This window comes from Halarchaeum sp. P4 (assembly GCF_051195175.1).
Classification (GTDB): Archaea; Halobacteriota; Halobacteria; order Halobacteriales; family Halobacteriaceae; genus Halarchaeum.
In genome coordinates this window covers 1-26,304 of the sequence record NZ_JBNTKC010000006.1, presented here as the reverse complement: position 1 = coordinate 26,304, position 26,304 = coordinate 1, and the positions used below count along the sequence as shown (strand labels likewise).

The 26,304-nt window shown below is 70.9% G+C and carries 15 protein-coding genes; 11 read left to right on the top strand and 4 right to left on the bottom strand.

Annotation, left to right across the window (positions count from 1 at the left end; genetic code table 11):
• Window positions 1–68: 68 nt before the first annotated feature.
• The 3 genes from ACQUS8_RS15265 to ACQUS8_RS15255 form a co-directional block, all read right to left on the bottom strand.
• Complete coding sequence (locus ACQUS8_RS15265; protein ID WP_435102664.1) at window positions 69–4,289, bottom strand: PAS domain S-box protein; 4,221 nt, start codon at window positions 4,287–4,289, stop codon at window positions 69–71.
• Between the two features lie 92 nt (window positions 4,290–4,381).
• The gene (locus ACQUS8_RS15260) at window positions 4,382–5,239 is read right to left on the bottom strand and encodes a hypothetical protein (RefSeq protein ID WP_435102662.1); all 858 of its coding nucleotides are present in this window, start codon (window positions 5,237–5,239) and stop codon (window positions 4,382–4,384) included.
• Window positions 5,240–5,241: 2 nt separating this feature from the next.
• A complete protein-coding gene (locus ACQUS8_RS15255) occupies window positions 5,242–8,349 on the bottom strand; it encodes a 5'-nucleotidase C-terminal domain-containing protein (RefSeq protein ID WP_435102660.1) in 3,108 nt (1,035 codons plus the stop codon).
• A 264-nt stretch (window positions 8,350–8,613) separates the two neighbouring features.
• On the opposite strand from ACQUS8_RS15255, the gene ACQUS8_RS15250 reads away from it, so the two are divergent.
• Together ACQUS8_RS15250 and ACQUS8_RS15245 are read left to right on the top strand one after the other, a co-directional pair.
• The gene (locus tag ACQUS8_RS15250; protein ID WP_435102658.1) at window positions 8,614–9,672 is read left to right on the top strand and encodes a sensor histidine kinase; all 1,059 of its coding nucleotides are present in this window, start codon (window positions 8,614–8,616) and stop codon (window positions 9,670–9,672) included.
• Between the two features lie 78 nt (window positions 9,673–9,750).
• The gene (locus tag ACQUS8_RS15245; RefSeq protein WP_435102656.1) at window positions 9,751–10,128 is read left to right on the top strand and encodes a hypothetical protein; all 378 of its coding nucleotides are present in this window, start codon (window positions 9,751–9,753) and stop codon (window positions 10,126–10,128) included.
• A gap of 101 nt (window positions 10,129–10,229) precedes the next feature.
• Here the strand turns inward: ACQUS8_RS15245 and ACQUS8_RS15240 are convergent, their stop codons facing one another.
• The gene (locus ACQUS8_RS15240) at window positions 10,230–10,871 is read right to left on the bottom strand and encodes a hypothetical protein (RefSeq protein ID WP_435102654.1); all 642 of its coding nucleotides are present in this window, start codon (window positions 10,869–10,871) and stop codon (window positions 10,230–10,232) included.
• Window positions 10,872–11,209: 338 nt separating this feature from the next.
• Here ACQUS8_RS15240 and ACQUS8_RS15235 point away from each other — a divergent pair, with 338 nt between their 5' ends.
• The 9 genes from ACQUS8_RS15235 to ACQUS8_RS15195 all read left to right on the top strand — a co-directional run bounded on the left by ACQUS8_RS15235 (window position 11,210) and on the right by ACQUS8_RS15195 (window position 26,199).
• The gene (locus ACQUS8_RS15235) at window positions 11,210–12,580 is read left to right on the top strand and encodes a diaminobutyrate--2-oxoglutarate transaminase (protein WP_435102652.1); all 1,371 of its coding nucleotides are present in this window, start codon (window positions 11,210–11,212) and stop codon (window positions 12,578–12,580) included.
• Window positions 12,577–14,055, top strand: coding sequence for a pyridoxal phosphate-dependent decarboxylase family protein (locus ACQUS8_RS15230; protein ID WP_435102650.1), 1,479 nt, complete (start codon window positions 12,577–12,579; stop codon window positions 14,053–14,055). The genes ACQUS8_RS15235 and ACQUS8_RS15230 overlap by 4 nt, the downstream gene beginning before the upstream one ends.
• Window positions 14,052–15,899, top strand: a complete 1,848-nt coding sequence (locus tag ACQUS8_RS15225) for an IucA/IucC family protein (protein WP_435102648.1) — start codon at window positions 14,052–14,054, stop codon at window positions 15,897–15,899. The genes ACQUS8_RS15230 and ACQUS8_RS15225 overlap by 4 nt, the downstream gene beginning before the upstream one ends.
• Complete coding sequence (locus ACQUS8_RS15220; RefSeq protein WP_435102646.1) at window positions 15,896–16,528, top strand: GNAT family N-acetyltransferase; 633 nt, start codon at window positions 15,896–15,898, stop codon at window positions 16,526–16,528. Before ACQUS8_RS15225 ends, ACQUS8_RS15220 begins: the two co-directional genes overlap by 4 nt.
• Window positions 16,521–17,918, top strand: coding sequence for a lysine N(6)-hydroxylase/L-ornithine N(5)-oxygenase family protein (locus tag ACQUS8_RS15215; RefSeq protein WP_435102644.1), 1,398 nt, complete (start codon window positions 16,521–16,523; stop codon window positions 17,916–17,918). The genes ACQUS8_RS15220 and ACQUS8_RS15215 overlap by 8 nt, the downstream gene beginning before the upstream one ends.
• Complete coding sequence (locus ACQUS8_RS15210) at window positions 17,918–19,753, top strand: IucA/IucC family protein (RefSeq protein WP_435102642.1); 1,836 nt, start codon at window positions 17,918–17,920, stop codon at window positions 19,751–19,753. Before ACQUS8_RS15215 ends, ACQUS8_RS15210 begins: the two co-directional genes overlap by 1 nt.
• A 47-nt stretch (window positions 19,754–19,800) precedes the next feature.
• On the top strand, window positions 19,801–20,577 hold the full coding sequence (locus ACQUS8_RS15205; RefSeq protein ID WP_435102640.1) for a hypothetical protein: 777 nt from the start codon (window positions 19,801–19,803) through the stop codon (window positions 20,575–20,577).
• Between the two features lie 73 nt (window positions 20,578–20,650).
• Complete coding sequence (locus ACQUS8_RS15200; RefSeq protein WP_435102638.1) at window positions 20,651–22,732, top strand: hypothetical protein; 2,082 nt, start codon at window positions 20,651–20,653, stop codon at window positions 22,730–22,732.
• Entirely contained in the window at window positions 22,729–26,199 is a 3,471-nt protein-coding gene (locus tag ACQUS8_RS15195) for a UvrD-helicase domain-containing protein (protein WP_435102636.1), read from the top strand. Before ACQUS8_RS15200 ends, ACQUS8_RS15195 begins: the two co-directional genes overlap by 4 nt.
• Window positions 26,200–26,304: the final 105 nt, after the last annotated feature.

Below are 26,304 nucleotides of genomic sequence, written 5' to 3'. Positions count from 1 at the left end.
AAGAACTGCGGACGAAGTGGTGTACCAATGGCGTGCGTATATCGCCCGCCCCACGTCGCGCGCGACGGCTACGAGAGCTCGTCGTCCTCGTCGAGCAGGCGACCGAACACCTTGTTCTGTGCCGCCCGGAGGTGTTGTGAAAACGTCGGCGAGGAGATGTCGAGGGCGTCCGCGACGTCCGACCCGTTGGCCGCGCGCGGCCATTCGAAGAACCCCGCGAAGTACGCCGTCTCCACGACGGTGCGCTGGCGCTCCGTGAGGTCCTCCGACCAGACCGCGTGCAGGCGTTCGAGCGAGTCGTCGTGAGCGGGCACCCGGCGCTGGGCGATGGCCTCCGCGCCGTCGTGGGTGTCCTGAATCGTCTCGATGACGCGCCGGACCTCCACGTCCTCCGGGAGGTGGACGGTCATGTCGAGGTCGCGGCCGTCGACGAGCACCGACTCGATGGCGCCGCCGAGCGACGCCACCTCCGACATCACGGGGACGTCGCTCACCCGGAGCTCGAAGCGCACGCCGTCGGACTGCTCGCTTACCACCGAGACGGCGTCCCACTCGGCCACCGACTCGGTCATCGCGTCCATCGTCTCGACGTCCGACTCGTCGGCGACGCCGTAGATGAGGAACTCGTCGTCGCTGACGGGAATCGCCCGTTCCAGCGAGATGGTGCCGTCCGCACCCCCCACCTCGTCGAGCGACTCGATGGCGTCCCGCAGGCGGAACTCGAGTTCGACCACCGTCTCGCTGAGGAGCGCGCGCTTGCGTTCGGCGGCGGCGATGGCGTGCCCGACGATTTCGCCGAGGTGGCTGATGACGTCCCGCTCCTCCTCCCAGAAGGCGTCCTCGCGGTCCGCGTAGACCGTGAGGACGCCGTACACCGTCTCCTCGTGTGCGATGGGTATCGCGGCGGCGGACGCGACCTCGTGGACGGAGTCACACTCCGCCGCCGCACAGTCGTGCGACGTCTGTATTTCGCCCGTCCGGAGGGCGCGACTCGCCAGATGCGGGTCCTCGACGTCTGGGTCGGTCGAGAGTTCGACGTCGTCGAGGACGGCGTCCCCGCCGGCGGTCGCGCGGACCGTCACCGTCTGCGAGCGCGGGTCGGGTGCGCCCACCCACGCACACTCGTAGGACTCGGAGGCGACGAGGTTTTCGCAGGCCGTCTCCTCGATTTTGCGGCGCGTCGAGCGGTTGATGACGGCCTCCGTGACGCCGTGCACGACGTCGTTTAGTTCGTTCAGCGCGGCGAGGCGTTCGCGCTGGCGTTCGAGCGCCCGCTCGTACTCCGTGCGCTCGGTGACGTCCTCGGCGATGCCGACGACGCGACTGACGCCGTCACACTCATTCACGACGGGTCCCGCGCGGGCGTGAACCCAGCGCGTCCCCTTCTCGGGGTGCTGGATGCGGAACACCTCGTCGTAGGACTCCTCAGGGAGGCGACTGTAGGCCTCGCGGACGCGCTCGCGGTCCTCGGGGTGGACGGTCTCGACGAACGAGTGTGGGTCCTCGTAGAGCGTCTCGCGCTCGCGCCCCCAGATATCCTCGAACGCCGGGTTGATGTAGAGCATCTCCGTGGTGTCCGGCGTCGTCATCCACACCGTCTCCTCGAGGTTCTCCGCGAGCGTCCGGAACTTCGCCTCGCTCTCGCGGAGTTCGCGCTCCATCTCCTCGCGCTCGGTGACGTCCTGCACGACGAGCATCCCGGCGTGGACGCCGTCGTCGTCCTCGATGGGGAGGGTGCGCGCCGTGAGATACCGGTCGTCGGCCTCGAACTCGAACTGGCTCGCCTCGCCGTCGAGGGCGGCCTCGAAGTGGGTTTCGAGCGTCTCGCCGATCTCCGCCGGGTAGACGTCGGTCGCCGACTGCCCGACGTGCTCGTCGGGGTCGATGCCGATGTCGTCCACGAGACGGCCGCCGACGGCCGTGTAGTGCGCGTCCTCGTCGAAGAGGCCGACGGCGCCCTTCGGGAAGTTCTCGACGAGCGTCCGGTAGCGGCGCTCGCTCTCCTCGATCTGCTGGCGGTGCTCGATGCGCTGACTGATGTCCCGGACGACGCCGACGCGACGTTCGCCCTCCTCCGTCGGGAGGGACGCGAACGCCGCTTCCGTCGGCACGGTGTCGCCGTCCGCGGTCGTCACCGTCGCCTCCATCGCGGGTCGGGTCACCTCGCCCTCCGCCATCGACGCCCGTATCTCGGCCGCGCGCTCGAGCGCGTCGTCGTCGACGATGAGCGACGCGTGCGCGCCGACGAGTTCCGACCGGTCGTAGCCCGTCATCTCCGCGAACGCGTCGTTCACGGTGGTGAAGTAGCCGTCCTCGTCGGCGACGTAGATGCCGTCGCTGATGGTCTCGACGATGGTCTCGTACTTCGCGAGCTCCTGCTCGCGCTCCTTACGCTCGCTGATGTCCTGCGCGACGGTCATGCCCGCGAAGACGTCGCCGTCGTCGTCCGTGATGGGGATGGCGTCGAACCACCACTCGCGGCCGGCGTACGTGACTTCGTCCGAGGACCGCTCGCCGTCGAGGGCGCCCCGCAACATCGGCTCGATCTGCGCGGCGCCCGCGTCGTGCCAGACGTCGGAGAAGTGCTCGCCCTCGACGTCCGCGGCGTCGACGTGGAGGTCCTCGAAGCCCCGTCCGGCCGCGAGCGTGTACTCGAGGTCCTCGTCGAAGAGCGTGACGAGGCCGTTCGGGAAGTTCTCCGCGAGCGCCCGATAGCGCTGCTCGGACTCCGCGAGCGCGTCCTCGCGCTCCCTGCGCTCGGTGATGTCCCGGAAGTAGACCGAGAGCCCGGTCTCGGAGGGGTAGACGCGGACCTCGAACCACGTGTCGAGTTCGCTCGCGTACTCCTCGAAGGTGACTGTCTCCTGCTCGTGGAGCGCGCGCTCGTAGCGCGACTTGGTGCCGCGCTCGATGGCCTGCGGGAAGGCCTCCCAGAGGCGCTCGCCGCGGAGGTCGCGGCCCTCGGGGTTGATGAGTTCGTGCGCTTGCTCGTTGAGGTGGGTGAAGCGGAACTCCTCGTCGAGCGCGAAGAAGGCGTCCGAAACCCGCCCGAACACCTCGCTCAACTCCGCCTCCAGTTCGTCGGTGCGCCGCTGGAGGCGGCGCTCGCGCTCCTTGAGTTCGGTGACGTCCTCGCCGGCCGCGACGACGCGCTCGACGCTGCCGTCCTCGTCGCGGATGGGCGCGGCGTTGACACGATACCACCGGCGCTCGCCCTCGGGTGATTCGAGGGCGATTTCCTCCTCGAAGACTGCGTCGCCGGTCTCGAACACGCGGGCGGGCGGCATCTCCGACCTCTCGAGCCGGGCGCCGTCGGCGTCGTAGGCCGTCCAGCCGTCGTGGTCGGCGGCGTCCTCGAGGTCGTCGTCGGGGAGTTTGAGGAACTGCTTGGCGCGTTTGTTCGCGAGCACGGGGTCGCCCGCCTCGTCCTTGACGGCGATGGCGACGGGCGTCGTCTCGATGAGGCGCCGGGTCTGGTTGCGCTCGCGGCGCAACTGGCGCTCGCGCTCCATGCGCTCGGTGGCGTCCTCGACGGTGACGATGACCATCGAGAGGTCGCCGTCCGCCGTCTCGACCGGGGCGGCGCTGAAGGAGAGCCAGCCGTCCTCGCCGTCCGGGCGCTCGACGCGCGCCTCGACGTTCTCGACGCGCTCGCGGCTCTCGACGGCCCGCTCGAACGGTCGCTCGCTCGGCGGTATCTCCGCGCCGTCGCCGTCGTAGAGCGTCCACGGCTCGCCGTCGTGCTCGCCGTTCGCGTCGTCGGCGTCGCACCCGAGCAGTTCGGCTGCCCGGTCGTTGACGGTGATGACGTCGCCGTCGGGGTCGAGCGCGCTGATGCCGACGGGACTGGCGTCGAACACGCGGTCGAGGTGGGTGTGCTCGCGTCCGCGCACCGGCTCGGAGTCGCGCTCCTCGGCGACGACGACGGCACCCGCGGACTCGCCGTCGCCGACCGGTGTGACGCGGAGCGTTCGCGGGACGGCCTCGCCGTCCGCCGTCCGTAACTCGACGTCGAGGGTCGTGGTGTCGCCCTCCTCGAGGCGTGTTCGGACGCGCGCGGCGTCGCGCTCCTTGAGAAGTCGGTCGATCGACGACCCGGCGAGGTCGCCCCGGTCGTAGCCGAGGCGTTCGCTGGCGACGTCGTTCACGTCGAGCAGTCGGCCGGTCGCGTCAAGGTGGTAGACGCCGTCGTCGACCGTCTCGAAGAGCGCGCGCGAGCGACGACGGACCGCGTCGGGGTCCAGCCGCTCGCGGAATCCGGTAGCGGAGCGGGTCCCCTCTTCACTCATTACGTGGTACCTTCGGGCGAGCGAGGATAAATCCCCGGTCAGACTCCGCTCGCCAGCGGCGAATACCCGAAAAACGAGACACGGCGTCTCCCCTACTCGCCCGTCCGGCCGCGGCGGCCGACGGCGAACAGGAGTACGCCGAGCGCGACGGCGAGGCCGAGACCGGGACTCGACCCGGTCGTCGACGGCGTCGTCTGCGCGGTTGTCGTCGCGATCGTTTCGGTGGCCGTGGTGCGCTGCGTGGTCGTCGTGCTGGTCTGCGTGGTCGTCGTCGCGGCCGTCTGCTGGGTCGTGCTGGCGGTCTGTGTGGTCGTCGTGCTACCCCCGGGCGCGGCGTTCCCGCCGCCACCGGTGTCGCCGGTCGACCCGCCGGTCCCACCAGTCCCATCGGTGCCGCCGGTCGACTCGGTACCGCCGTCGGTCCCGCCGCTGCCGCCGTCACCCGTGTTCTCCCCGCGAGTGCCGACGGTGAGCGTCGCGTCCTCGGTGGCACGGACGTCGTAGCTGTTTCCGGCCTCGTCGCCGAGGGCGGCGACGCGGAGCGACAGCGCCCCCGAGGTGTTCGTCTCGGCGGCGCGGACGGTCACCGAGGCGACCCTGACTGTGCCGGTCTGGGCGGTGTCGAGGCCGACGACGCGGACCGTCGCCGTGCCGTCCGACACCGAGCGCTCGACCATCGCGGGGTCGCCCGGAATCGAGACGGACGCGACGCTCGCGACGGCCTCACCATCGGCGTCCACGCTGAGATTGTACGCGCCGACGCCGCCGTTCGCGTCCGTCACGACGACGTCGTACGTCGCGTTCGCGCCCCGCTCGACCGTCTGGTTCGCCGGCTGGAGCGTGACGGTGGTCGCGCCCGCGCCGACTGCGGGGGCGGTGAGGACGCACGCGGCGAGCGCGAGGACGGCGCAGGCGAGCGCGGCGTGTCGGCCACGTCGGAGCGCACTCACGCTCAGGCCTCCGCGCCGGCGAAGAGCGCCTGCACGTCGCCGACGGTCACGCGGTCGTCGCCGTTGAAGTCGAAGGCGGGCGCGCTCGCCTGAACCGCGGCGTCGTCGCGCGCGGCGAAGAGCGCCTGCGCGTCAACGACGTCGGCCGACCCGTCGCCGTTGACGTCCTGGTAGCGCCCGTCACCGTCGGGGTCGGCCATCGCGAGGCCGTTCCCGGTGAGGTCGCCGGCCGTCACCGTGACGCGGGCGTTCTCGACGGACGTGACGGCGTAGGCGCTGCCGTTCACGTCGTAAGGGCCGGCCTGCGGGGTGAGTTTGAGCGTCGTCGAGTCGTCGAGGGCGACGCCGCTGAGTTCGACCGTCGCGAGCGTCGCGTTCGCCGCCTCGACGCCGGCGAGCGCGACTTCGATGTGCGCGCTGCGGTTGTCGGGACCGATGGTCACCTCCGAGAGGTCGGCGCCGCGGGTGTCGACACCGGTGATGCGTGCGACGCCGGACGCGCCGACGCTGACGTTCAGTTCGTACGCGCCGACGCCCCCGCTCGCGTTCGAGACGCGGACGGGGACGCGCGCGGTGTCACCGAGGGGCGCGTCGAGCGTGCCGCCGTCACCGAGCGCGAGGCCGACGGCCGCCTCGGGCGCGGGCGTCTCCTCGGACGAACCGGGCAGGTCGGTGCCGAGGTTCGCGTTCAGCACGGCCTGCTCGAAGTACTCGAACGCGATGGCGTCCGTGTCGTACGTCCCGTAGAGCTGGAGGGTGTCGCTGGACGCCGCGAGGGTCGCGTAGGCCTCGCGCTCGAACGTCACGGTGACCGTCCCCGCGTCCGCGTCGTAGGCGACGTCGGTGGCCGCGAGGACGCCGGTGGTCTCGTTCTGTGCGACGAAACTGGAGGCGTTCACGCCCGTCGCGTTCGCCGGGACGTCGACCGTCGCGGTGACGGTGTCGCCGGAGACCTCCAGCGTGGCGTTCCCGGCGTCGTGGGAGACGCGGCGGATGCGGTCAGTGTCGTTGGGGGCAATCGGGCTCTGCGCGTCGAGGTACTCGACCGTCGCGGTGCCGTAGAGGGTGCGCGTGTCTTTCACGGTCGGCTGGCTGGCGAGGCCGACGGAGTAGGGTTGGCCCTCGAGTTTCTCCCAGCCGGCCATGTAGGAGTTGACGGTAACGGTGTAGGTGGCGTCCGGATCGAGCGGCTCGCCGTTCACGTAGACGTCCGTGACCGGAATGCCGGACGTCCGGGCGTTCATCTCGTAGGTGACGCCGCTCACCTGCAGTTTCGGTTCGAGGCCGTACTGCGGGCTGTCCTCGACCTGCGAGGCGAGCAGGTACTTGAGTTCGGTGCCGTTCAACTGCTTGGTGACGAGCGTGTTCCCGAACGGCAGGGAGGTGTAGACGTCGTCGTAGGTAACGTTCCCGGGCGGGATGACGAAGTTCCCGCGGATGCCGCCCGCGTTCGTCACGGCGACGTCGGAGCCCTGGTTCGCGCGAAAGGCGTCCGCGATGAAGTTGCCCCACGCGGTCTCGTCGTGGTAGTTCGACGCGGAGGTGGAGTCGAGGGGCACCCGCGTCACGCCGGCGACGGTGGAGAGGTAGTCGCCGCGTGCGTCCGCGACGAGCGAGCGGACGGACCCGTTGACGGGCGCCGAGTCGTCGATGGTTCGGACGCGGCCGTCGTCGAAGGAGACGCCCGCGTCGCTCACGGTGAGGTTCGCTTCGGCGATGGCGTCGGCGTTCGACCCGGCCTCCATCACGACCGCGCCGGAGGTGGACTGGGGTTCGTAGATGACCTCGTCGTGGCCGGTGACGACGACGTCGATGTGCTCGGTGCTCTTCGCGAGCGTCTTCGAGGGCGCGACGCCCATGTGCGCGGCGGCGATGACGACGTCGACGTTCTTCTCCTCCTTCAGCTTCGTCGCGATGCGCGCGCCGACGTCGCGGTAGTCGGCGACGCGGTAGCCGTTCGCGGCGAAATCGACGGCGGTGGTCGGTTTCACCTGCTCGTCGACGAGGCCGACGATGCCGACGGAGACGTTCCCGCGCTCGACGATGGTGTAGTTCTTGGTGCCGGGGACGTTCCCGCCGTCCTCGCCGCGGACGTTGGCGAGGAGCCACGGGAACTCGGAGGCCGCCGAGAAGTTCGACACGGCGTCGAAGCCGTAGTCGAGGTCGTGGTTCCCGATGACTTCCGCGGCGGGGTCGATTTTGTTCAGCACTTTCGTCGGAACCGTCCAGTTGCTCACGGGCGCGAGCGAACTCGGACTGACCTCGTCGCCGCCGCCGACGACGACAGTTGGGTTATCGTGGGCGGCGCGGCGCTCGTTCAGCGCGGCGACGAGGCGACCCGTAGCGTTCGGGTCGGACATTGCCGTCTGGACGTCGTTGTAGGAGACGACGGTGAGCGTCGTTGCGTTCTCGCCGCCGCCGCCGTCGCCGCTGCCGGCGCTCCCGCCGGACGACTCAATGGGCGCCATCGCGGTCGGCCGGACCTTGAACGCGCCGTAGTCGTAGTGAACGACGCCGGTCATGGAGGCGATGGTGGCGCCGGTCTCGGCGGGCGTGGCGTTCGCGCCCTCCGCGGCGACGTTGTCGACGGCGAGCGTGCCGCTTCCGTCGCTGACCGCCCATTCGCCGTACTGGCCGGGCGTGGCGGTGACGGTGAGGTTCGCGACGGCGACGCGGACGCCCTCGTAGGCTTCCGCGCTCGCGTTCGCCGTGGAGACGGCGGTCGCCGCGGGGACGGTGGTGCTTCCGGTCACGGTGACGTTGGCGTTCGCGGCGCCGGCGTCGAGTTCGGTGAGGCCGTTGTACTCCTTCACGGGCGCGCTGACACGGACGGTGTCGCCGGGTGCGACGCTGGCGTTCGACACGCCGTAGACGAAGACGCCGCTGTAGGCGCCGGTGCCGTTCTGGAGGTAGAAGCCGTTCTCGACGACGAGCGTGACGGTGCCCGACGTGGTGACGGTCTCGCCGGCGTACGGCGAGGTGCCGGTGTCGCCGGCGGGGGTCTGAATCGCCTCGATGGGGACGGTCTGGTCGGTGGTGGTTTCCGCCGCTGTCGCGGGGAGCGGGACGACCGAGACGGTCAGGAGCAACACGAGGGCGGTGGCTGTCACCGTGCGTGTCGCACTGGTCGCTGTCGCTGTCACGAGTGTCAGATGCGCTGTCAGTCTCCATCCTAAACCTATATAATATCCTACTAGTGGAGAATAGATATATACTGCCGCGGGGTGAGAGATATAGAGCGCTCTGGAGGCGTACGGCCGCCGAGAACGGCGGACACGGCGGTGTGGGGCGTCGCGAGCGAGGTCGGTACGGGGACTGACAGGTCCGATCGAACCCACTAACTGTTAACAACGGGCAGTACGTTCCTCCGCTGAATGGGGTTCTACAGGGAGTTCTTAGGTGAGGGGGAGGCGCTCGAGGAGGACGCAACGTTCCTCCGCGAACTCCTCGAGAACACCTCCGAAGGACTCCTCACCATCGACACGGACAGTGTCATCGTCTTCGCCAACCCCGCCGTCGAGGACATTCTCGGCTACGCCCCCGAGGAACTCGTCGGCAGCTCGAAGATGAAGATCATCCCCGAGCACCTGCGGTCGGCGCACGTTGAGGGCCTCGAACAGTACGTCGAGACCGGCGAGAAGCACTTCGACTGGGACGGCGTCGAGCTGCCCGCGCTCCACAAGGACGGCCATCGGGTGCCCGTCTCCGTGAGCCTGCGCGAGCACGAGTACCGCGGCGAACGTCTCTTCACGGGCATCTTCACCGACATCAGCGAGCGCAAACGCCGCGAGCGCGAACTCCGCGAGCAGACCGCCGAACTCGAGGAGTTCGCCGACGTCCTCTCACACGACCTGCGCGCGCCGCTCGACGCCGCCCAGTCGCACCTTCGGAACGTCCGCGACGTCGTGGACGAGGACGCCGCCGAGGACGTGCGCGCCGTCGAGGACGCGCTCACCCACATCGACCGCATCATCGAGGACACGCTCGTCCGGACGCGCGGGCACGCGGAGGCCGACACCGTCGAGACGCTCCGGCTCGCCGAGGAACTGCGCGCCGCGTGGACCGTCGTCGACACCGACGACGCGACGCTCGTCCTCCCCGACGGCGCGTGGTTCGTCCGCGCCCGGAGCGCCCGTTTCCGGCAACTCGCCGAACACCTCTTCCGGAACTGCATCGAGCACGGCGGCCCCGACGTGACAGTGCGCGTCGGGATTCTCGACGACGGCGAGGGGTTCTACGTCGCGGACGACGGCCCCGGCTTTCCGTCGGACATCCTGCAGCCGGAGGGCGCGGCGACGTCGGCGCCCGGACGGTACGGCCTCTCCATCGCCGGCACCATCGCGAACGAACACGGGTGGGCGATGCGACTCGGCGACGCCGACGACGGCGGTGCGCGCGTCGAGTTCACGGACGTCACGCTCGTCGAGCGATAGCGCCGCCACACCTATTCGGGTCGCCGCCGACGGGGTGAGTATGCACGGGACGCCGCGGCCGCCGGCGGGTGTCGCGCCGTGAGCCTCGCCATCACGCACTTCGCGTTCGGCGCGCTCTGCGCGACGCTCCTCCTCGCCTACCTCCCGGTGCGGACGCGCTACGGCTTCACCGTCGCCGTCGGGAGCGGCATCTGGGCGATGCTCCCCGACTTTTGGCACGTCGCGCCCGTCGCGGGTCGGGCCTTCCGCGAGGTCGGCCACTCCGCCGTCGGGAACGTCTTCTGGTTCCACCCGCTCCTCGACGCCGCCGACCCGGCCGACACCCACATCGTCGGCGCCGTCACGGTCGGCGTCTACTTCCTCGTCAGTCTCGTCCACGCCGAGCGCCGCCGCGACGGCCCGGTCCTCGCCATCGAGTGGGAGCGCCTGCCGCGCGTGCTCAGGCGTCGGCGGTGATGGCGGCGGAACCTGCTGGCGGGTGGCGTGCGCATCGCCGCCGTCTGCCACATTGGCTCCCCGGACAGCGGCCCCGGGCGTTCGGACGGCCTGAGTGTCGTTCAGTCAGCTCGTTTCCGCCCTGAGGGCCTGTGGGCGAGGTGGACGAGGAGGCCCGCCGTCGCGCCGAGCGAGACGAACAGGAAGAACGCGAGTTCCGCGCCCGCCTCGGAGACTCGCACGCCGAGGACGCCGACGAGCGGCCACTCGGTCTGGCCGAGCAGGAAGGTGACGAGCGCGCCGACGGTCATGAAGGGGTGGCTCACCGGGTCGGGGCGCTCGACGGCGGCCGTCACCGCGCCGTCGTTGCGGAGAACGGCGTACGCGCGAGCGGTGAGGCCGGCGATGGCGAGCACTTGGGCGGCGCCGAGTCGCACCGCGACGGCGTCGACGACGCGCAGGAGGAACGCGTGGAGGTAGAGGATGGCGACGGTGCTCCCGAGAATCGTCACCGTCTCGACGTCCCGGCCGTAGTGGGAGAACTCGGAGTACTCCTTGATGAGGTCGACGCTGAACGTGAAGTAGAGGATAACCGACCCCCACCAGAGCTGGCGGTAGTCGAAGAGCAGGGTGGCGAGCGCGCTCGCCGCGACGACGAGGCTCCACGCGACGACCACGCGGTCCCGCGAGCGGAGGGCGGCCTCGACGCGCTCGATTACGCCCATCGCGGCCTCCTCGACTGCGCCCGCGGCGCTCGACGACACGTGACCGCCGTCGCAGGGGCCGCCGTCGCGCGCGGCCGCCGCGGCGCTGCCGGCCCTGTCTCTCGGGGCGTAGTTGGGCGCACGGTCTGCGTGCCCCGACAGTTCTCGGCACGTCCGCAAAGAAGGCCGTGCTCACCGGGATGGCCGGCCGTCCGCCGACTCCCTTCGGCTCGCGAACTCAATCTCGTCGATACGTCACTCGATTTAGGCTGGCCTAAAATCCGACAGCTTTACGTGTTTTAGGTTGGCCTAAACCGATGTATGCCGCACGAGCGAGTCCGACCACGACCGCAGAACCCGCTACAGTCGGCGCGAACACATCGAACGGGGGTGTCCGCGTGAGCTACCGCGACGCGAGCAACGACGTGATGCTCGCCCAGCAGGCCGAACGGGAGTCGAACGCGCGCACCTACCCGCGCCACCTCCCACTCGCCATCGCGGAAGCCCGCGGCGTCACCGTCACCGACATGGACGGCGAGCAGTACTACGACTGCCTCGCCGGCGCGGGCACGCTCGCGCTCGGCCACAACCACCCCGTCGTCACCGAGGCGATGGAGCGCGTCCTCGAGAACGACCGGGCGATTCATACCCTCGACATCACCGCGCCCGCCAAGGAGCGCTTTGTCGACGAACTCATGGCGAGCCTCCCCGACGAGTTCGCCGAGACCGCGAAAGTCCAGTTCTGCAGCCCCGCCGGCACCGACGCCGTCGAAGCCGCGCTCAAACTCGTCAAGTCCGCCACCGGGAACGGCTCGATTCTCGGCTTCCAGGGTGCCTACCACGGGATGACCGCCGGCGCGCTCTCCCTGCTCGGCGACGCCGAGACGAAGGACGTCCCCGGCGTCCTCGCCGACGTCCACCACCTCCCCTACCCCGACGACTACCGCCAGCCGTTCGGCGTCGAGGGCGAGGACGGCCATCGCCTCGCCAGCACCTACGTCGAGAACCTCCTCGCCGACCCCAAGAGCGGCATCACTGACCCCGCCGGGATGATTCTCGAACCCGTGCAGGGCGAGGGCGGCGCGATTCCCGCCCCCGACGCGTGGCTCCGCGAGATGCGCCGCATCACCCGCGAACACGACGTCCCGCTGATTCTCGACGAGGTCCAGACCGGCCTCGGACGCACCGGCGAGACGTACGCCTTCGAGCACGCCGGCATCGTCCCGGACGTCCTCGTGCTCTCGAAGGCTTTTGGTGGCGGACTCCCGCTCTCCGTCGTCGTCTACGACGAGTCGCTCGACGAGTGGGGGCCCGGCGCACACGCCGGCACGTTCAGGGGCAATCAACTCGCGATGGCCGCCGGCGAAGCCACCATCGACTACGTCCGCAAACACGACCTGCCTGCGCACGCCGCCGAGATGGGCGCGCGCCTCCGCAAGCACCTCGAGAGCGTCGCGCACCTCGACGCCGTCGGCGACGTCCGCGGGCGCGGCCTCATGCTCGGCGTCGAGTTCGTCGACCCCGACGCGCCGTGGTCGGGCGCCGGGCCACACGCCCCCGACGGCGACCTCGCCGCCGCCGTCCAGGAGGCCTGCTTCGAGCGCGGGCTCGTCCTCGAACTCGGCGGCCGCGAGAGCGCGACCGCGCGCTTCCTCCCGCCGCTCGTCGTCACGCGCGAACAGGTGGACGACATCGGCCGAATCTTCGCCGAGGCCGTCCGTGACGTCGTCCAGACTGACGACTCGCTCACCGTGGAGGCGTCGCCGTGAGCACCGAGCGCCTCTTCCTCGAGGCCGACCTCGGGCCGCAAGCCTACCGGAGCGCGATGGCCCAGGTCGTCGACGCCGTCCTCGACGCGCGCGGCGACGACCCCTACTCGGGCGCGACCCCCGACGACCTCGCCGCGACGCTCGACGTGCCCGTCCTTCCCGAGGAGGGCGTCGGCCTCCCCGCCGCCATCGAGGACGTCACCCGCGACGTGCTCGCGCACTCCGTCGACACCTCCCACCCGCGGACCGCCGCCCACCTCCAGTGTCCGCCGATGGTGCCCGGCCTCGCCGCCGAGGCGCTGATCGCCGCGACGAACCAGTCGCTCGACTCCTTCGACCAGGCGCCCGCCGCCACCGTCCTCGAAGAACGCGTCGTCGACGCGCTCGCGGACCTGTTCGACCTCGGGGACGCGGCGGACGGCGTCTTCACCAGCGGCGGCACCCAGTCGAACTTTCAGGCGCTCCTGCTCGCCCGGGACCGCTCCCTCGGCGAGCAGTACGACCACGACGTCCAGCGCGACGGCCTCCCCGCAGAAGCGGGCGACCTGCGCGTCGTCGTCTCCGAGGAGGCACACTTCACGTCCCGGCAGGCCGCCCACTTCCTCGGCCTCGGTGAGGACGCCGTCGTCGGCGTCGAGACCGACGCTGAGCACCGTATCGACCCGGCCGCACTCGAGGCGACGCTCGACCGACTCGCCGACGCGGGAAAGGAGGTGTTCGCCGTCGTCGGGACGGCGGGGACGACGGACTTCGGCGCCATCGACCCGCTCGCCGACCTCGCGGACGTCGCCGCCGCCCACGACGCGTGGTTCCACGTCGACGCCGCCTACGGCGGGGCGCTCGCGCTCACCGACGAGGCCGAGCGCCTCGTGGGCATCGAGCGCGCGGACTCGCTCGCCGTCGACTTCCACAAGCTCTTCTACCAGCCGATCAGCTGCGGTGCGCTCCTCCTCGGCGACGGCGCCGACTTCCGGTGGATGGCGCGCAACGCCGCCTACCTCAACCCGGAAGCCCACGAGGAGCGCGGCGTCCCGAACCTCGTCGCGAAGTCCACGCAGACGACGCGGCGCTTCGACGCGCTCAAACCCTACCTCGCCTTCCGCGCCGTCGGCCGCGAGCGCTTCGGCGCGCTCGTCGAGTCCACGCTCGAGGTGGCGAACCGTACCGCGACGCTCCTCGACTCGGCCGAGGACTTCGAACTCGTCGCGCCCCCATCGCTCAACACCGTCGTCTTCCGGTATCGACCCCGGAAGGGGCTCGATGCGGAGGCTGTGAGTGACCTGAACGCCGCCGTCCGCGAGGCGCTCCTCGAGGACGGCCGCGCCGTCGTTGCGCGCACCGACGTCGAGGGCGTGACGAGTCTGAAACTCACCCTGCTGAACCCGACGACGACGCTTGATGACGTCGCCGCGACGCTGGACGCCATCCGCGACGTCGCCGCGGACGTCGACGCCGCGCGGGAGGTGTCGCCATGAGCACACCCAATGGCACCGAAACCGGCGCGGACGCCGAGCGTGGCGACGCGAGTGCCGACGCCGATGCCGTCGACCCGGACCGCCGCGCCGCGGACGCCACCGTCCACGCCTTCCTCAACTGCTACCTCCGCGAGCGCGGCGACTACGAGGTACGGGAGACGGCAGTCTCCGGGGTCGAGCCGGGCGACGACGGCCTCCTGACCGTCACGCTCCCCGCGCAGGACGTCGCGCTCCTCGCGCCGCTCGACTACCGCTCGCCCACCGAACGCCACCGCTTCGAGACGCCGGTCCGGTATCGCCTTCCTGCTGGTGGCGTCCACGAGGCCGACCCCGCGACGCTCGCGACGCTCGTCCTCACGGACCTCGCCGACGAGGCGGACACGGCCGTCCCCACGGCGTTGCTCCGGCGCGTCCTCACCAGCCAGCAGAACACCCGGGAGTTCGTCGCGGCGCGCGCCGACGACGCGGAGCGCCTCTACGCGGAGACGCTCCCCTTCCGCGACGCCGAGCAGGCGCTCGTCTTCGGCCACCACCGCCACCCGACGCCGAAGAGCAGGCAGGGCATCGCCGCGCACGACCGCGAGGCGTACGCGCCCGAACACCGCGGGTCGTTCGCGCTCCACTACTTCCGCGCCGACCCCGCGCTCGTCACGCAGGACTCCGCGCTCGAGCGGAGCGCCGCCGACTGGGTGAAGGACGCCCTCCGATGCGATGACTCGGTCTCGGAGGGGTTCGTCGCCGAGCACGTCGAGAGCGACGACGTCCTCCTCCCCGTCCACCCGTGGCAGGCCGACTACCTCCGCTCGCAGGAGTACGTCCGGGAGTTGCTCGGCGACGGCCTCCGGTATCTCGGCGCGGCCGGCCGCGAGTTCCACCCGACGACGTCCGTGCGCACGCTCTACAGCGAGGCCGCGCCGTTCATGGTGAAGTCCTCGTTGAACGTCCAAATCACGAACTCGGTGCGGACGAACAAGCGCCCCGAGTTGGAGCGCGGCGTCGCGGTCGCCGACCTCCTCGACACGGGCTTCGGCGACGAACTCGCCGCCGAATTCCCGCGCTTCGACGTCGTGCGCGACCCCGCGTATCTCGCGCTCGACGCCGGCCCCGGGGCCGAGTCCGGCCTCGAAACCGTCCTGCGCGCCAACCCCTTCCGCGGCGGCGCCACCGAGAACGCCACACCAGTCGCGTCGCTCTGCCAGGACGCGATTCGCGGCCGCTCGCGGCTCGGGCGCATCGTCGCCGCCATCGCCGAGCGCGAGGGCCGGAGCACCGATGCCGTGAGCGCCGAGTGGTTCCGCCGCTACCTCGAAGTCGGCGTCCGCCCAGTCCTCTGGCTCTATCTCGTGCAGGGCGTCGGCCTCGAGGCCCACCAGCAGAACTCCGTCGTCACGCTCGACGACGCGGGCTATCCCGCGGCGTTCCACTACCGCGACAACCAGGGCTTCTACTTCCCCGAATCGCAGTACGAGCGGGTCGCCGACTACCTCCCGGGCGTCGGCGAGCGCGCGGACACGATTTGCGCGGACGCGCTCGCCGACGAGCGCCTGCGCTACTACGTGATTCTGAACAACGCCCTCGACGTCGTGAACGCCCTCGGCTACGCGGGCGTCGCCGACGAGACCCGCCTACTGGGCGTGCTCCGGGACGAACTCGAACGCGCCCGCGAGCGCTACGACCGGCCGTCCTCCGACTTCCTCGACCCGCTGCTGGAGGACGCGACGGTCCCCTGCAAGGCGAACCTCCTGACGCGCTTCCACGGCCTCGACGAGCTGGAGAACGACCTGGAGAACCAGTCCGTCTACGCCGACGTGAAAAACCCCATCGTCACCGAACTCGAGCGATGACTGACCCAGCATCCACCGTCTACGACGACTACGCCTACCAGACCGACGACCGCAGCATCGAGCGCCACGTCGCGCTCCGGCCGGCCAGCGAAGCCCGCGACTTGGGCCGACTGCACCGCTGGCTCGGGAGCGAGCACGTCAAGCCCTACTGGCAACTCGACCTGCCGCTCCCCGAATTCCGCGAGCGCCTGCGCGAGAAACTCGAGGACGACCACCTCACGCCCTACATCGGCTGCCTCGACCACGTCCCGATGAGCTACTGGGAGTGCTACTGGGCCGCCGCGGACGACGTCGCCGCACACTACGACGCCGACCCCGCCGACAGGGGGATTCACCTCCTCATCGGCCCCACCGAGTACCTCGGGCGCGGGTACGCCGTGCCGTTGCTACGCGCCGTCACCGCGATGCAGTTCCGCCACCCCGAGACCGACCGCGTCGTCGCGGAACCGGACGCGCGCAACGACGCCGCGATTCGCGTCTTCGAGCAGGCCGGCTTCCGCGACGAGGGGACCTTCCACTTCCCCGAGGCCGAGAAGGACGCCCGCCTCATGGTCTGTGAGCGCGCGGACTTCGAGGCCGGGCGCGCGGACGCGACAGCTGCCGCCACGGAGGTGTCGAGCGATGACTGAGGGCGACGTTCGGGACGTCGTCGGCGTCGGGCTCGGGCCGTTCAACCTCGGGCTCGCCGCGCTCCTCGACGGCGTCGAGGAGGACGTCGATGCGGTCTTCCTCGAACGCGAGCCGGAGTTCAACTGGCACGAGGGGATGCTCCTCGAGGGCACGACGCTCGAAGTGCCGTTCCTCGCGGACCTCGTGACGCTCGCCGACCCGACGAGCGAGCACAGCTACCTCAACTACCTCCGCGAGACCGGACGTGTCTACGAGTTCTACTTCTACGAGACGTTCCAGATTCCGCGCCGCGAGTACAACGACTACCTCCGCTGGGTCGTCGAGCGCCTCGACACGCCCGCGTTCCGCCGCGAAGTCGTGGACGTCCGGTGGGCGGACGGCGACGCGGACGGTGCGGACGACCCAGACGCCGGCCACTACGTTGTCACCGCCGAGGACACCGAGACGGGCGAGACACACACCTATCGGGGCGAGAACCTCGCGCTCGGCATCGGCTCGCGGCCCCACGTCCCCGAGCACCTCCGCGGGCACCCCGAGGCGGACGTCTTCCACACCGCGCGCTACCGGCACAACCGCGAGCGCGTCCTCGATGCGGACTCCGTGACGGTGGTCGGGTCGGGGCAGAGCGCCGCCGAGGTGGTCGAGGACCTGCTGGAGCGCCAACCCGAGCACGACTACCGGCTCGACTGGCTCACCCGCTCGGAGGGGTTCTTCCCGATGGAGTACTCGAAACTCGGCCTCCAGCACTTCACGCCCGAGTACACCCAGTACGTCTACGACCTGCCACAGGAGACGACGGACGACCTCGTCGCGAACCAAGACCTCCTCTACAAGGGCGTCGACCCGGGGACGAGCGCGGACATCTACGACCTGCTCTACCGGCGCTCCATCGGCGGGACCGACCCGGACGTCGGCCTCTTCGCGATGACCGAGGTCCGGGATATCGCCGCCGTCGGCGACGCTTACGCGCTCGACTGCCACCAGTGGCAGGCCGAGGAGTCCTTCGTCCACGAGAGCGAGGTCGTCATCCTCGGCACGGGCTACGAGCGCCCCACGCCGGCGTTCCTCGATCCGCTGGAGGACGCCATTCGCCGGGACGAGCGCGGGCGCTTCGAGGTGACCGCCGACCACCGCCTTGCCGTCGACCTGCCGGGCGACGTCTTCCTGCAGAACGCCGACCTCCACACGCACGGCGTCGGCGCGCCCGACCTCGGCCTCGGCACCTACCGGAACACGACGTTCGTCAACCGCCTCGTCGGCCGCGAGGCCTACCCGGAGGACGCCGACACCGTCTTCCAGGACTTCTCCGTCGAGCGCTTCGTCGAGCACGCACCGGGCGCTTCCCGCGAGGAAGCCGAGACGACCGCCGCGACCCCGACCCACGACTGATGAACCCCGACGACACACTCCGCGAGACTGCACTGTCCCCCGACGTCCGCCGCACCGTCGAGCGCCGCCTCCTCACGAAGATGCTCGAGGAGTTCAGCTACGAGGAGATACTCGACCCCGAGCGGGTGGTCGACGGCGAGACGGCGACCGACGGCGAATACGCGACGTATCGCGTCTCACTCGACACGGCCGACTACCGCTTCGACGCCGCCGAACGCTTCCTCGACAGCTACTCCATCGATGGCGAGAGCATCGAGCGCCGCGAGGGCGGCGGCGAGCGCGGCGAGTGGGCGGTCACGACCGACCCGATTCGCCTCCTGCGCGACCTCGAGGCGAGCATCGACCTCGACGCGCTCACCGCCGGCAACCTCGTGCGCGAGTACGAACGCACCCTGCTCGCGGACGCCCACATCGAGGCGAAACGGCGCGCACGCGACGACTTCGACCCGACCGCCCTCGACTACGCCGAACTCGAGGGCGAGATGACCGGCCACCCGTGGATTACCTACAACAAGGGCCGGCTCGGCTGGGGGTACGACGACTACCGCGACTACGCGCCCGAGCGCGGCGAGCGCGTCACACTCTCGTGGGTCGCCGTCCGCAAGGAGGAGGCGTCGTTCGTCGCCACCGACGGCGTGAGCCACGACGCCCTCGTGCAGGCCGAACTCGGCGACCACTACGGGGTGTTCCGCGACCGCCTCGCCGAGCGCGGCCTCGACCCGGACGCCTACTACTTCCTCCCCGTCCACGACTGGCAGTGGGAGCACAGCATCGTCCCGCTCTTCGGCGGCGACATCGCGCGCGACGACGTCGTCCCGCTCGGCGAGGGCCCTGACGAGTACCTCCCGCAGCAGTCCGTGCGGACGTTCGTCAACGTCGACCACGAGGAGAAACACCACGTGAAGGTGCCGATGCGCATCCTCAACACGCTCGTCTGGCGCGGCCTCCCCGGCGACCGCACCGAAATCGCACCGACCGTCACCGAGTACGTGAAGGGAATCTACGAGCGCGACGACTTCCTCCAGGCGCAGGACCTGATCCTCCCCGGGGAGATCGCGGGCGTGAACTACGACCACGACGACTTCACCGCCATCGAGGGTTCGCCCTACCAGTACCACGAACTCCTCGGCGCCGTGTGGCGCGAGTCCATCTACACCTTCCTCGAGGACGGCGAGGAGGCCGTCACGCTCTCCGCGCTCATGCACGTCGACAGCGAGGGGGCGCCCTACCTCTCGCGGCTCGTCGAGCAGTCCGGTCTCACCGTCGATGAGTGGCTTGTGGAGTTCTTCGACACCGTCCTCCCGCCGCTCCTCCACTTCCTCTACCGCTACGGCACGGTGTTCTCCCCGCACGGCCAGAACACTATCCTCGTCGTCGAGGACGGCGTCCCCACCCGCCTCGCCGTCAAGGACTTCGCGGACGACGTGAACGTCAGCAACCGCCCGCTCCCCGAACTCGAGCGGCTCCCCGACGACGTCGACGCCGTCCTCCGCAAGGAGGACCCCGAGGGGCTCTGCCAGTTCATCTTCTCCGGGCTCTTCGTCTGCGTCCTCCGGTACGTCGCCGACGTCCTCGAACGCCACGAGGACTACGCCGAGGAAGACTTCTGGACGCACGCGCGCGAGACGGTGCTCGCCTACCAGCGCGACCATCCCGAACTTGAGGACCGGTTCGACCGCTTCGACCTCCTTCAGCCCGAGTTCACGAAGCTCGCGCTCAACCGGAACCGCCTCCTCGACTACGGTTACGACGACGCGCCCGGCCGACCGCACGCGAGCGAGCACGGCACCGTCGCGAACCCACTCCACGAGGTAGCCGACCGGACGGGCGACTGAGACCGGAACGGGACAGCTATTTGTGTCGGCAAAGGGACGCGTCTGCCATGCGTCGATTGGTCCTCGTCGCGTGCCTGCTCGCCCTCCTCGTCCCGCTCGCCGGCTGTGGCGTCTTCGCCGACGGCCCGCCGCCGAGCGACGAGCGCGCCGTCGACGCTGTCGAGACCGCGAACGCGAGCGTCGCCGACGTCGAGACGTACCGCTTCGACCTCGCGATGCACGTCACCGCCTCGAACGCCGACCGGACGCGGAGCGTGCGCGTCGACGGCAACGGGAGCGTCGACGTCCGCGAGCGACTGATGCACGCCGTCGTCCACGCCGAGGGCAACACCCTCCACTCCTACGTCACCAGCGAGCACGCCTACCAGGAGTGCGCGCCGCCGTGGCACGGCTACGCCGTCGAGAACGTCTCCGAGACCGGCCGGTGGGCGACCGTCGCGCCGCTCCACCGTCAGCTCGCGCTCCTCGACCGGACGAACGTCTACTGGCAGGGGAACCGCACGCTCGACGGCAACCGGACCGTGCTCGTCACCGCGTCGCCGAGCGCCGCCACTCTCACGTCGTTCGTCGAGAACCGGCAGACCGACAGCGTCGACCTGCAAAGCGGCGGGTTCGAGAACGCGACGGTGCGCCTCTGGCTCGACCCCGAGACCGACCGGCCGGTGAAGTTCGAACTCCGCCTGCGCCTCTCGCGCGGCGAGACGACCGCCACCGCGACGCTCACGACGCACTACCGGGACTACGGCGCGCCGGTCTCGGTCACGGTCCCGTCGAACGTCACCGACCCGGAGACCCAGTACGACCTCGGCTGTCCCGCCTCCTGAGGCGGTCTGGGCGAAACGCGTCGAATCGCGACCATTTATCTCGCTCTCGTGCCAACTACGCGGTCGTTCGACCGTGCGCCGCCACACACGACCCGACGGCCTCGACGGGCGCCCCCTCGCGCTGACCGTCCACGTCTGCGCCGAGGGGACGCTCACCGAATGGGCGACCCGGAGCACGACGCCGCGCGACCTCGTGCTCACGCCCGAGCGCCTCCACCGGCGCAACCTCAAGCACGCGCTCGCCACGGCCGGCCGGCCACGGAGTAGTCTCACTCTCACCGACCCCGCGAGCGTCGCGGCGCGCGTCGCGGGCGACGGCGAACGCCGCGTCCTCGACCGTGCCGACCGCCTGCGCCTCCTCGGCGACGTGCTCGGCGACCCGCCCGACGGGGCCGACGCCCTCCATCGCGCCCTCGGGTCCGACCTCGCGGCGCACGCCGAGACCGTCGAGGCCGTCCGCGAGGAACTCGACGTCGTCGCCGGCGACCACCCCGCACGCCGCGACGCCCTCGACTCGGTGGCCGACGCGCTCCCCGCGCACGCGAGACGAGAAACGGCTGCCCTGCTCGACGGGGTGCGCGCCGTCGAGGACGCGCTCGCGACGCGTGTCGAAGGGGACGTCTCCGGCGTCGACGCGTTCCGGGCGGCATGTGACGCGCTCGCCGACAGTGACGGGACCGCGTGGACGGGGGCCTTCCCGACCATCGAGCGCCTCGCCATCGCGGGCGTGAGCACCCTCGGCACCGCGCTCCTCGACTTCCTCGCGCACGTCGCCGCGTACACCGACGTCGACGTCCACCTCTTCCTGCGCGCCCGGACCGGCCCCCGCATCGCCGACAGACTCCCCGGTCGCCTCCGGGCCGTCGGTGCCGGAGCCGTCGACGTGACGATGGCTGACGGGCCGCCCGAGCGACCCGGGCTGGCCGTCCCCGCCGCCGAACTCGTCGCGACCACCCGCCGCGAGGAAGCGCGCGCCGCGCTCGCCACCGTCGACGCGCTCCTCGACCGAGGCGCCCCCGTCCGCGACGTGGCGCTCGTCACCCGCGACGTCGACCGCTACGAGCGCCCGCTCACCCGTGCCGCCCGTGAGTACGGCCGCCACCTCTCCGTCTGGACCCAGCTCGCGCTCCACGACACGCTCCCCTATCGCCTGCTCGTCGCCTGCCTCGACCTCCTCGCGGCACACGCCGACTCGGACGGCGGGCGCGTCGCGGCCGACACGCTGTTCGCGCCGTTCGACTACGAGTGGGTGCCCCCGGGCGCCGATTCCGGGAGCGTCTGGCCGCTCGCGCACCGCGAGGTCGCCGCGGTCCGGCGGGACGTCGACGACGGCGTCGCCCGCCCGCTCGCCGACTGGGTCGAGCACCTCGCCGACGTCCCGGGGCCGACCGCAGCCGGCGTCCGGCGGCTAATTCGGTGGGTGCGCGACCAGCCGACGACCCCACGTCCCCGGACGGTTGCGGCGTCACTCCGCCCGCTCCTCGAGGCCTACGAGGACGTCGTCCTTCCAGTGCGCTTCGAGGATGACACGCCCGACCTCGCCGAGACGTCACAGACCGCACGCGCACTCACCCGCTCGCGGAAACTCCTCGGGCAGGCCCGCGGGAAGTACGCCGACTGGCGCGACAGAGGCCACGTCACCGACGGCTGGGCAACCGTTCACGACATCGTCGACGCCGTCGCCACCACCCGGCCGGGCCGACGCGAACACGACAACGCCGAGCGCATCGACGTCCTCGACGCGAACGACACGTGGCTCCGCGAGTACCGATACGTCGTCGCGCTCGGCCTCGTCGACGGCGAATGGCCCGAACGCCCCGACGGCGCGCTCCCGGCGGCGACGCGGGACAACATCGTCGCCGGCGACGGCCCCGCCGCGAGTCTCGGCGTCCGGGGTGCGTGGACGGAGGAACGCGACGCCGACCACTTCGCCGACGCCTGCCGCGCCGCCACCGAGGGCATCGTCTTCACGCGCTTCACCGAGGACGCCGACGGCGTCACCTACCACCGCTCGCCGCTCCTCGACGACTTCGGCGCCGACGCGCCCGTCGTCTCGCGCGGCGGCATTGAGGCCCTGCTCGCAGCCGACCGGCGACTCCCCGACGCGCTCGACCGCGTCGTCGGAGAGCATGCGACACCGGAGGTGGCGGAATGAGCGATCCCGACCGCGGTACCGACCCCGCCCACGCCACGGACGCCGCCGACACAGATGTCCCCGAGCTACGGGCCGCGCAGCGCGACATCCGCGAGGCCTTCTTCGCGCACGACGCAGGGCTGTTCGTCCTCGACTGCAACCCCGGCGCGGGCAAGTCCACCGTCGCCGAGCGCATCGCCGCCGAAACGCTCGTCCGCGCACACCACGACGGCGAGCGCGCCCCCGAGCGCCGACTCTGCGTCACCTCCTTCGCGCGCGACGACGCCGCCGCCATCCAACCCGGCGTCGAGAACGCGCTGCACGCCCTCGCCGACCGAGACGACGCGCCCGTGGACGTCACGCCCATGGAGGCCCGCACGCTCGCGCGACGCCTCCGCCGGAGCGACACCCTCGGCACCATCGACAGCGTCCTCCGGACCGTCTTCGCCGACGTCGCAACCGAAGTCGGCTTCGCGGAGGTGCCGTCCGTCGGGAACGACGCTCTCCTCGCAACTGTCCGGGAGGACTGCCTCGCGGCGCTCCGCGACGACCCCGAGCACGCCGCGCGCGTCCGACGCCTCGACACCGCCTACCCCGGTGGCGAGTACACGGACGGCCTCGACGACCTGCTCGTCGCCGCCCTCCGTGCCGTCCGCGAACGCCGCCTCACCGTCGACGCGTTCGAGACGCGTCTCGCGGCGGCAATTGATGACGCCTATCCGCAGGGCGCGCCCGCCGACTTCGCCGCCGTCGTCCGGGATATCGCGGCGTTCGTCGACGACGGAACGGCCGAGCAGACTGCTGCAGCGTTCGACGAAGCCGACGAAGCGGCGTTCCTCGCTGCCGACCGGGCGTGCCACGACGCGTGGCGCGAGGCCGTCGCCGACTTCTGTACGCTCCTCGGCGCGTTCGAGGCGCGCTACGACGCGCTGACACGCGAGCGCGGCGTCGTCTCCCACCTCGACGCCGCCCACTGGGTCGCCACCTACTTCCGGGACGACGCCTACGCGAGCGACTACCGCGAGAGCCGACGCGCACACTACGCCGCCCGCCTCCGGACGCTCGTCATCGACGAAGCGCAGGACGTCGCCGTCGTCCAGCACGACGCGCTCGCGCCGTTCGTCGACTCGGACACCCGCGTCCTCCTCGTCGGCGACGTCAAGCAGTCCATCTACACGTGGCGCAACGCCCACCCCGAACTCTTCGAACGCGCCTTCGACGACGGCGACTACTTCGGCGTCGACTGGGAGACGCACGTCCGCGAGCGCGCGGACCGGACCTATCGCGCCCGCCCGGACGTCGCCGCCGCCGTCGATGCCGTCTTCGCCGACGTCCTCACCGACCCCGAGCGCGGCAACGCCGGCGCGCTCACGCTCGACTACCCGCCGCTCGTCCCCGAGCGCGACCCACTCGACGACCCGAGCGTCCACGTCGCCGCGTACGGCGCGAACGGTCGCCCCGGCACGTCAGACTGGGCCGCCGACGAAGCGGACCACCTCGCCACCTACCTCGCCGGCGCGCTCACCGACGGCACCTTCGAAACCGACGACTCGGCGGACTCGCCCGGTATCACCGTCCTCTTCCACCGGCGAACGCACATGGACACCTTCGCCGACGCGCTCGAACGGCGCGGCGTCTCCGTCGCCAACGCTAGCCAACACCTCTTCGCCCACCCGCTCGTCCGCCTCGTCGTCGCCGTCCTCCGCTGGCTCGCCGACCCCTTCGACCCCGACCACACCGCCCGCACCCTCGACGTCGACGCCGTCCCGACAGTGCTCGCCGAGTCCCTCGCCGACCTCGACTGGGACGTTCGTGCCGCAGCCGATGGCGACGTCGAAGACGACGGTGTCGCGACGGTTCTCGCGGGACTCGCTGCCCTCGCCACGCGACGCGCGCGCCACGCGAGCGACTCCGGTGCGCTCGTCGTCGAAGACATCGTCGAACGCCTCTCGCTCGCCGCCGACCCGCTCGACCAGACTGCTGATGACGCCCCAGGCCGGCGCGTCGCCGCGCTCGACGCGCTCCTCGAGCACGTCGCGGACTGGGAGGGCGACGACCGCTACTCGCCCCCCGAACTCGCCGACCTCCTCGGGCGCTACGCCGACACCCCTACCGATGGCCCGACTGTCCCCGTCCCCGACTCCGATGCCCACGACGTCGTCTTCCGTACCATCTACCAGATGAAAGGAGCCGAGGACGATGTCGTCGTCCTCGCCGACCTCGGTACCGACCTCGGCTTCCACGGCCCCCACCGCGACGTCTTCCTCGCCCGCGGCGACCACCTCGCACTCGCCCCACCCGCCGACGTCGATACGGGTGCCCCGTCCATCCACGGGTTCGACGGTGGCGTCTACTCTCACCCCGAACACGACACCGGCGACGGCGACCGCCGCGACGCCGGCCTCCGCTGGGCAAGCGAGCGGTGGGTCGATATGGGCCGACTCGCCGGGCCGCCCGCGCTCCGTGCTGCCGCCGGCGACCACCGCGCCGAACGCTGGCGACTCCTCTACGTCGCCGCCACGCGTGCGCGCGACCACCTCGTGTTCTCGCTCCCCCGCGAGCGCCCACCCGAACGCCGCCGTCCCCGAGACTACTGGATGGACGCCCTTCTCGAGGGGCTCGACCTCACCGACCTCTCCCGGGGTACGCGAACCCACGACTGTGCCGGGCGGGGTGTCGATATCGACGTCAACCACGTCTCGTTCGTCGACCGCGTCGCGACGAGCGACCCCGTGACCACCCCACACGCAGCGACGCGACCCGACGACGCCGCGACCGGCTGGACGCCGCGTTACGTCAACGCCAGCACGCTCTATCCGCTCGCCACCCACCCCGACACGTTCCTCCTCGACCACCTCCAAGGGAACGCCCTCCACACCGAGCGGGAGTCGCCCGCCGACAGGCTCCCGCTCTCCTTCGACGGCTACGGCCCCGATGCCGTCGGAACGGTCGCGCACGACGTCCTCACCACCGCCGTCTCGCAGGGTGTCGACACCGAGACACTCCGAGCATGTCGCGGCCCCCTCGCCAGCCGGCTTAATGCCGCACTCGACGACGTTCCCGACGCCGCACGCGACGAACTCCGCGCGTTCGTGACCGAGACCGTTTGCCCCCAGTTCGCCGCCACCGAGACGTGGGCACGCCTCCGGGAGAGCGACCCCGTGTACGTCGAAGAGCCGCTGGACGCCGTCGTTCACGTCGACGGTTTCGCAATCGAAACGCAGAACGTCGCCGACGTCGTCTCCCGCGACTCGACGGGTCAGTGGCACGTCGACGACCTCAAGCTCGCGCTCGCCCCGAGCGACGCTGAGACGCGTGCCCGCTACGCCCTCCAGACGGCCACCTACGCGTGGGTGTTCGAGCGCCAGTCCGGACACGCCGCCGTCTCGGTCGTCACCCGTCTCGGTGTCGACCCCGACATCCGGCGCGTCAGCGCGCCAAACGAACCCGTTGCTGCGTGGTTCGACGCACTTCCCGACCTCCGGTAACCCGACGCTGCCGTGCTACGCCACGCCGTCACGAAGGGGGTGGAGGTTCGACGGCCTTTTCTGTACCCCCGTCTTCTGAATAGATGCGAACGACGTGACGTAGTC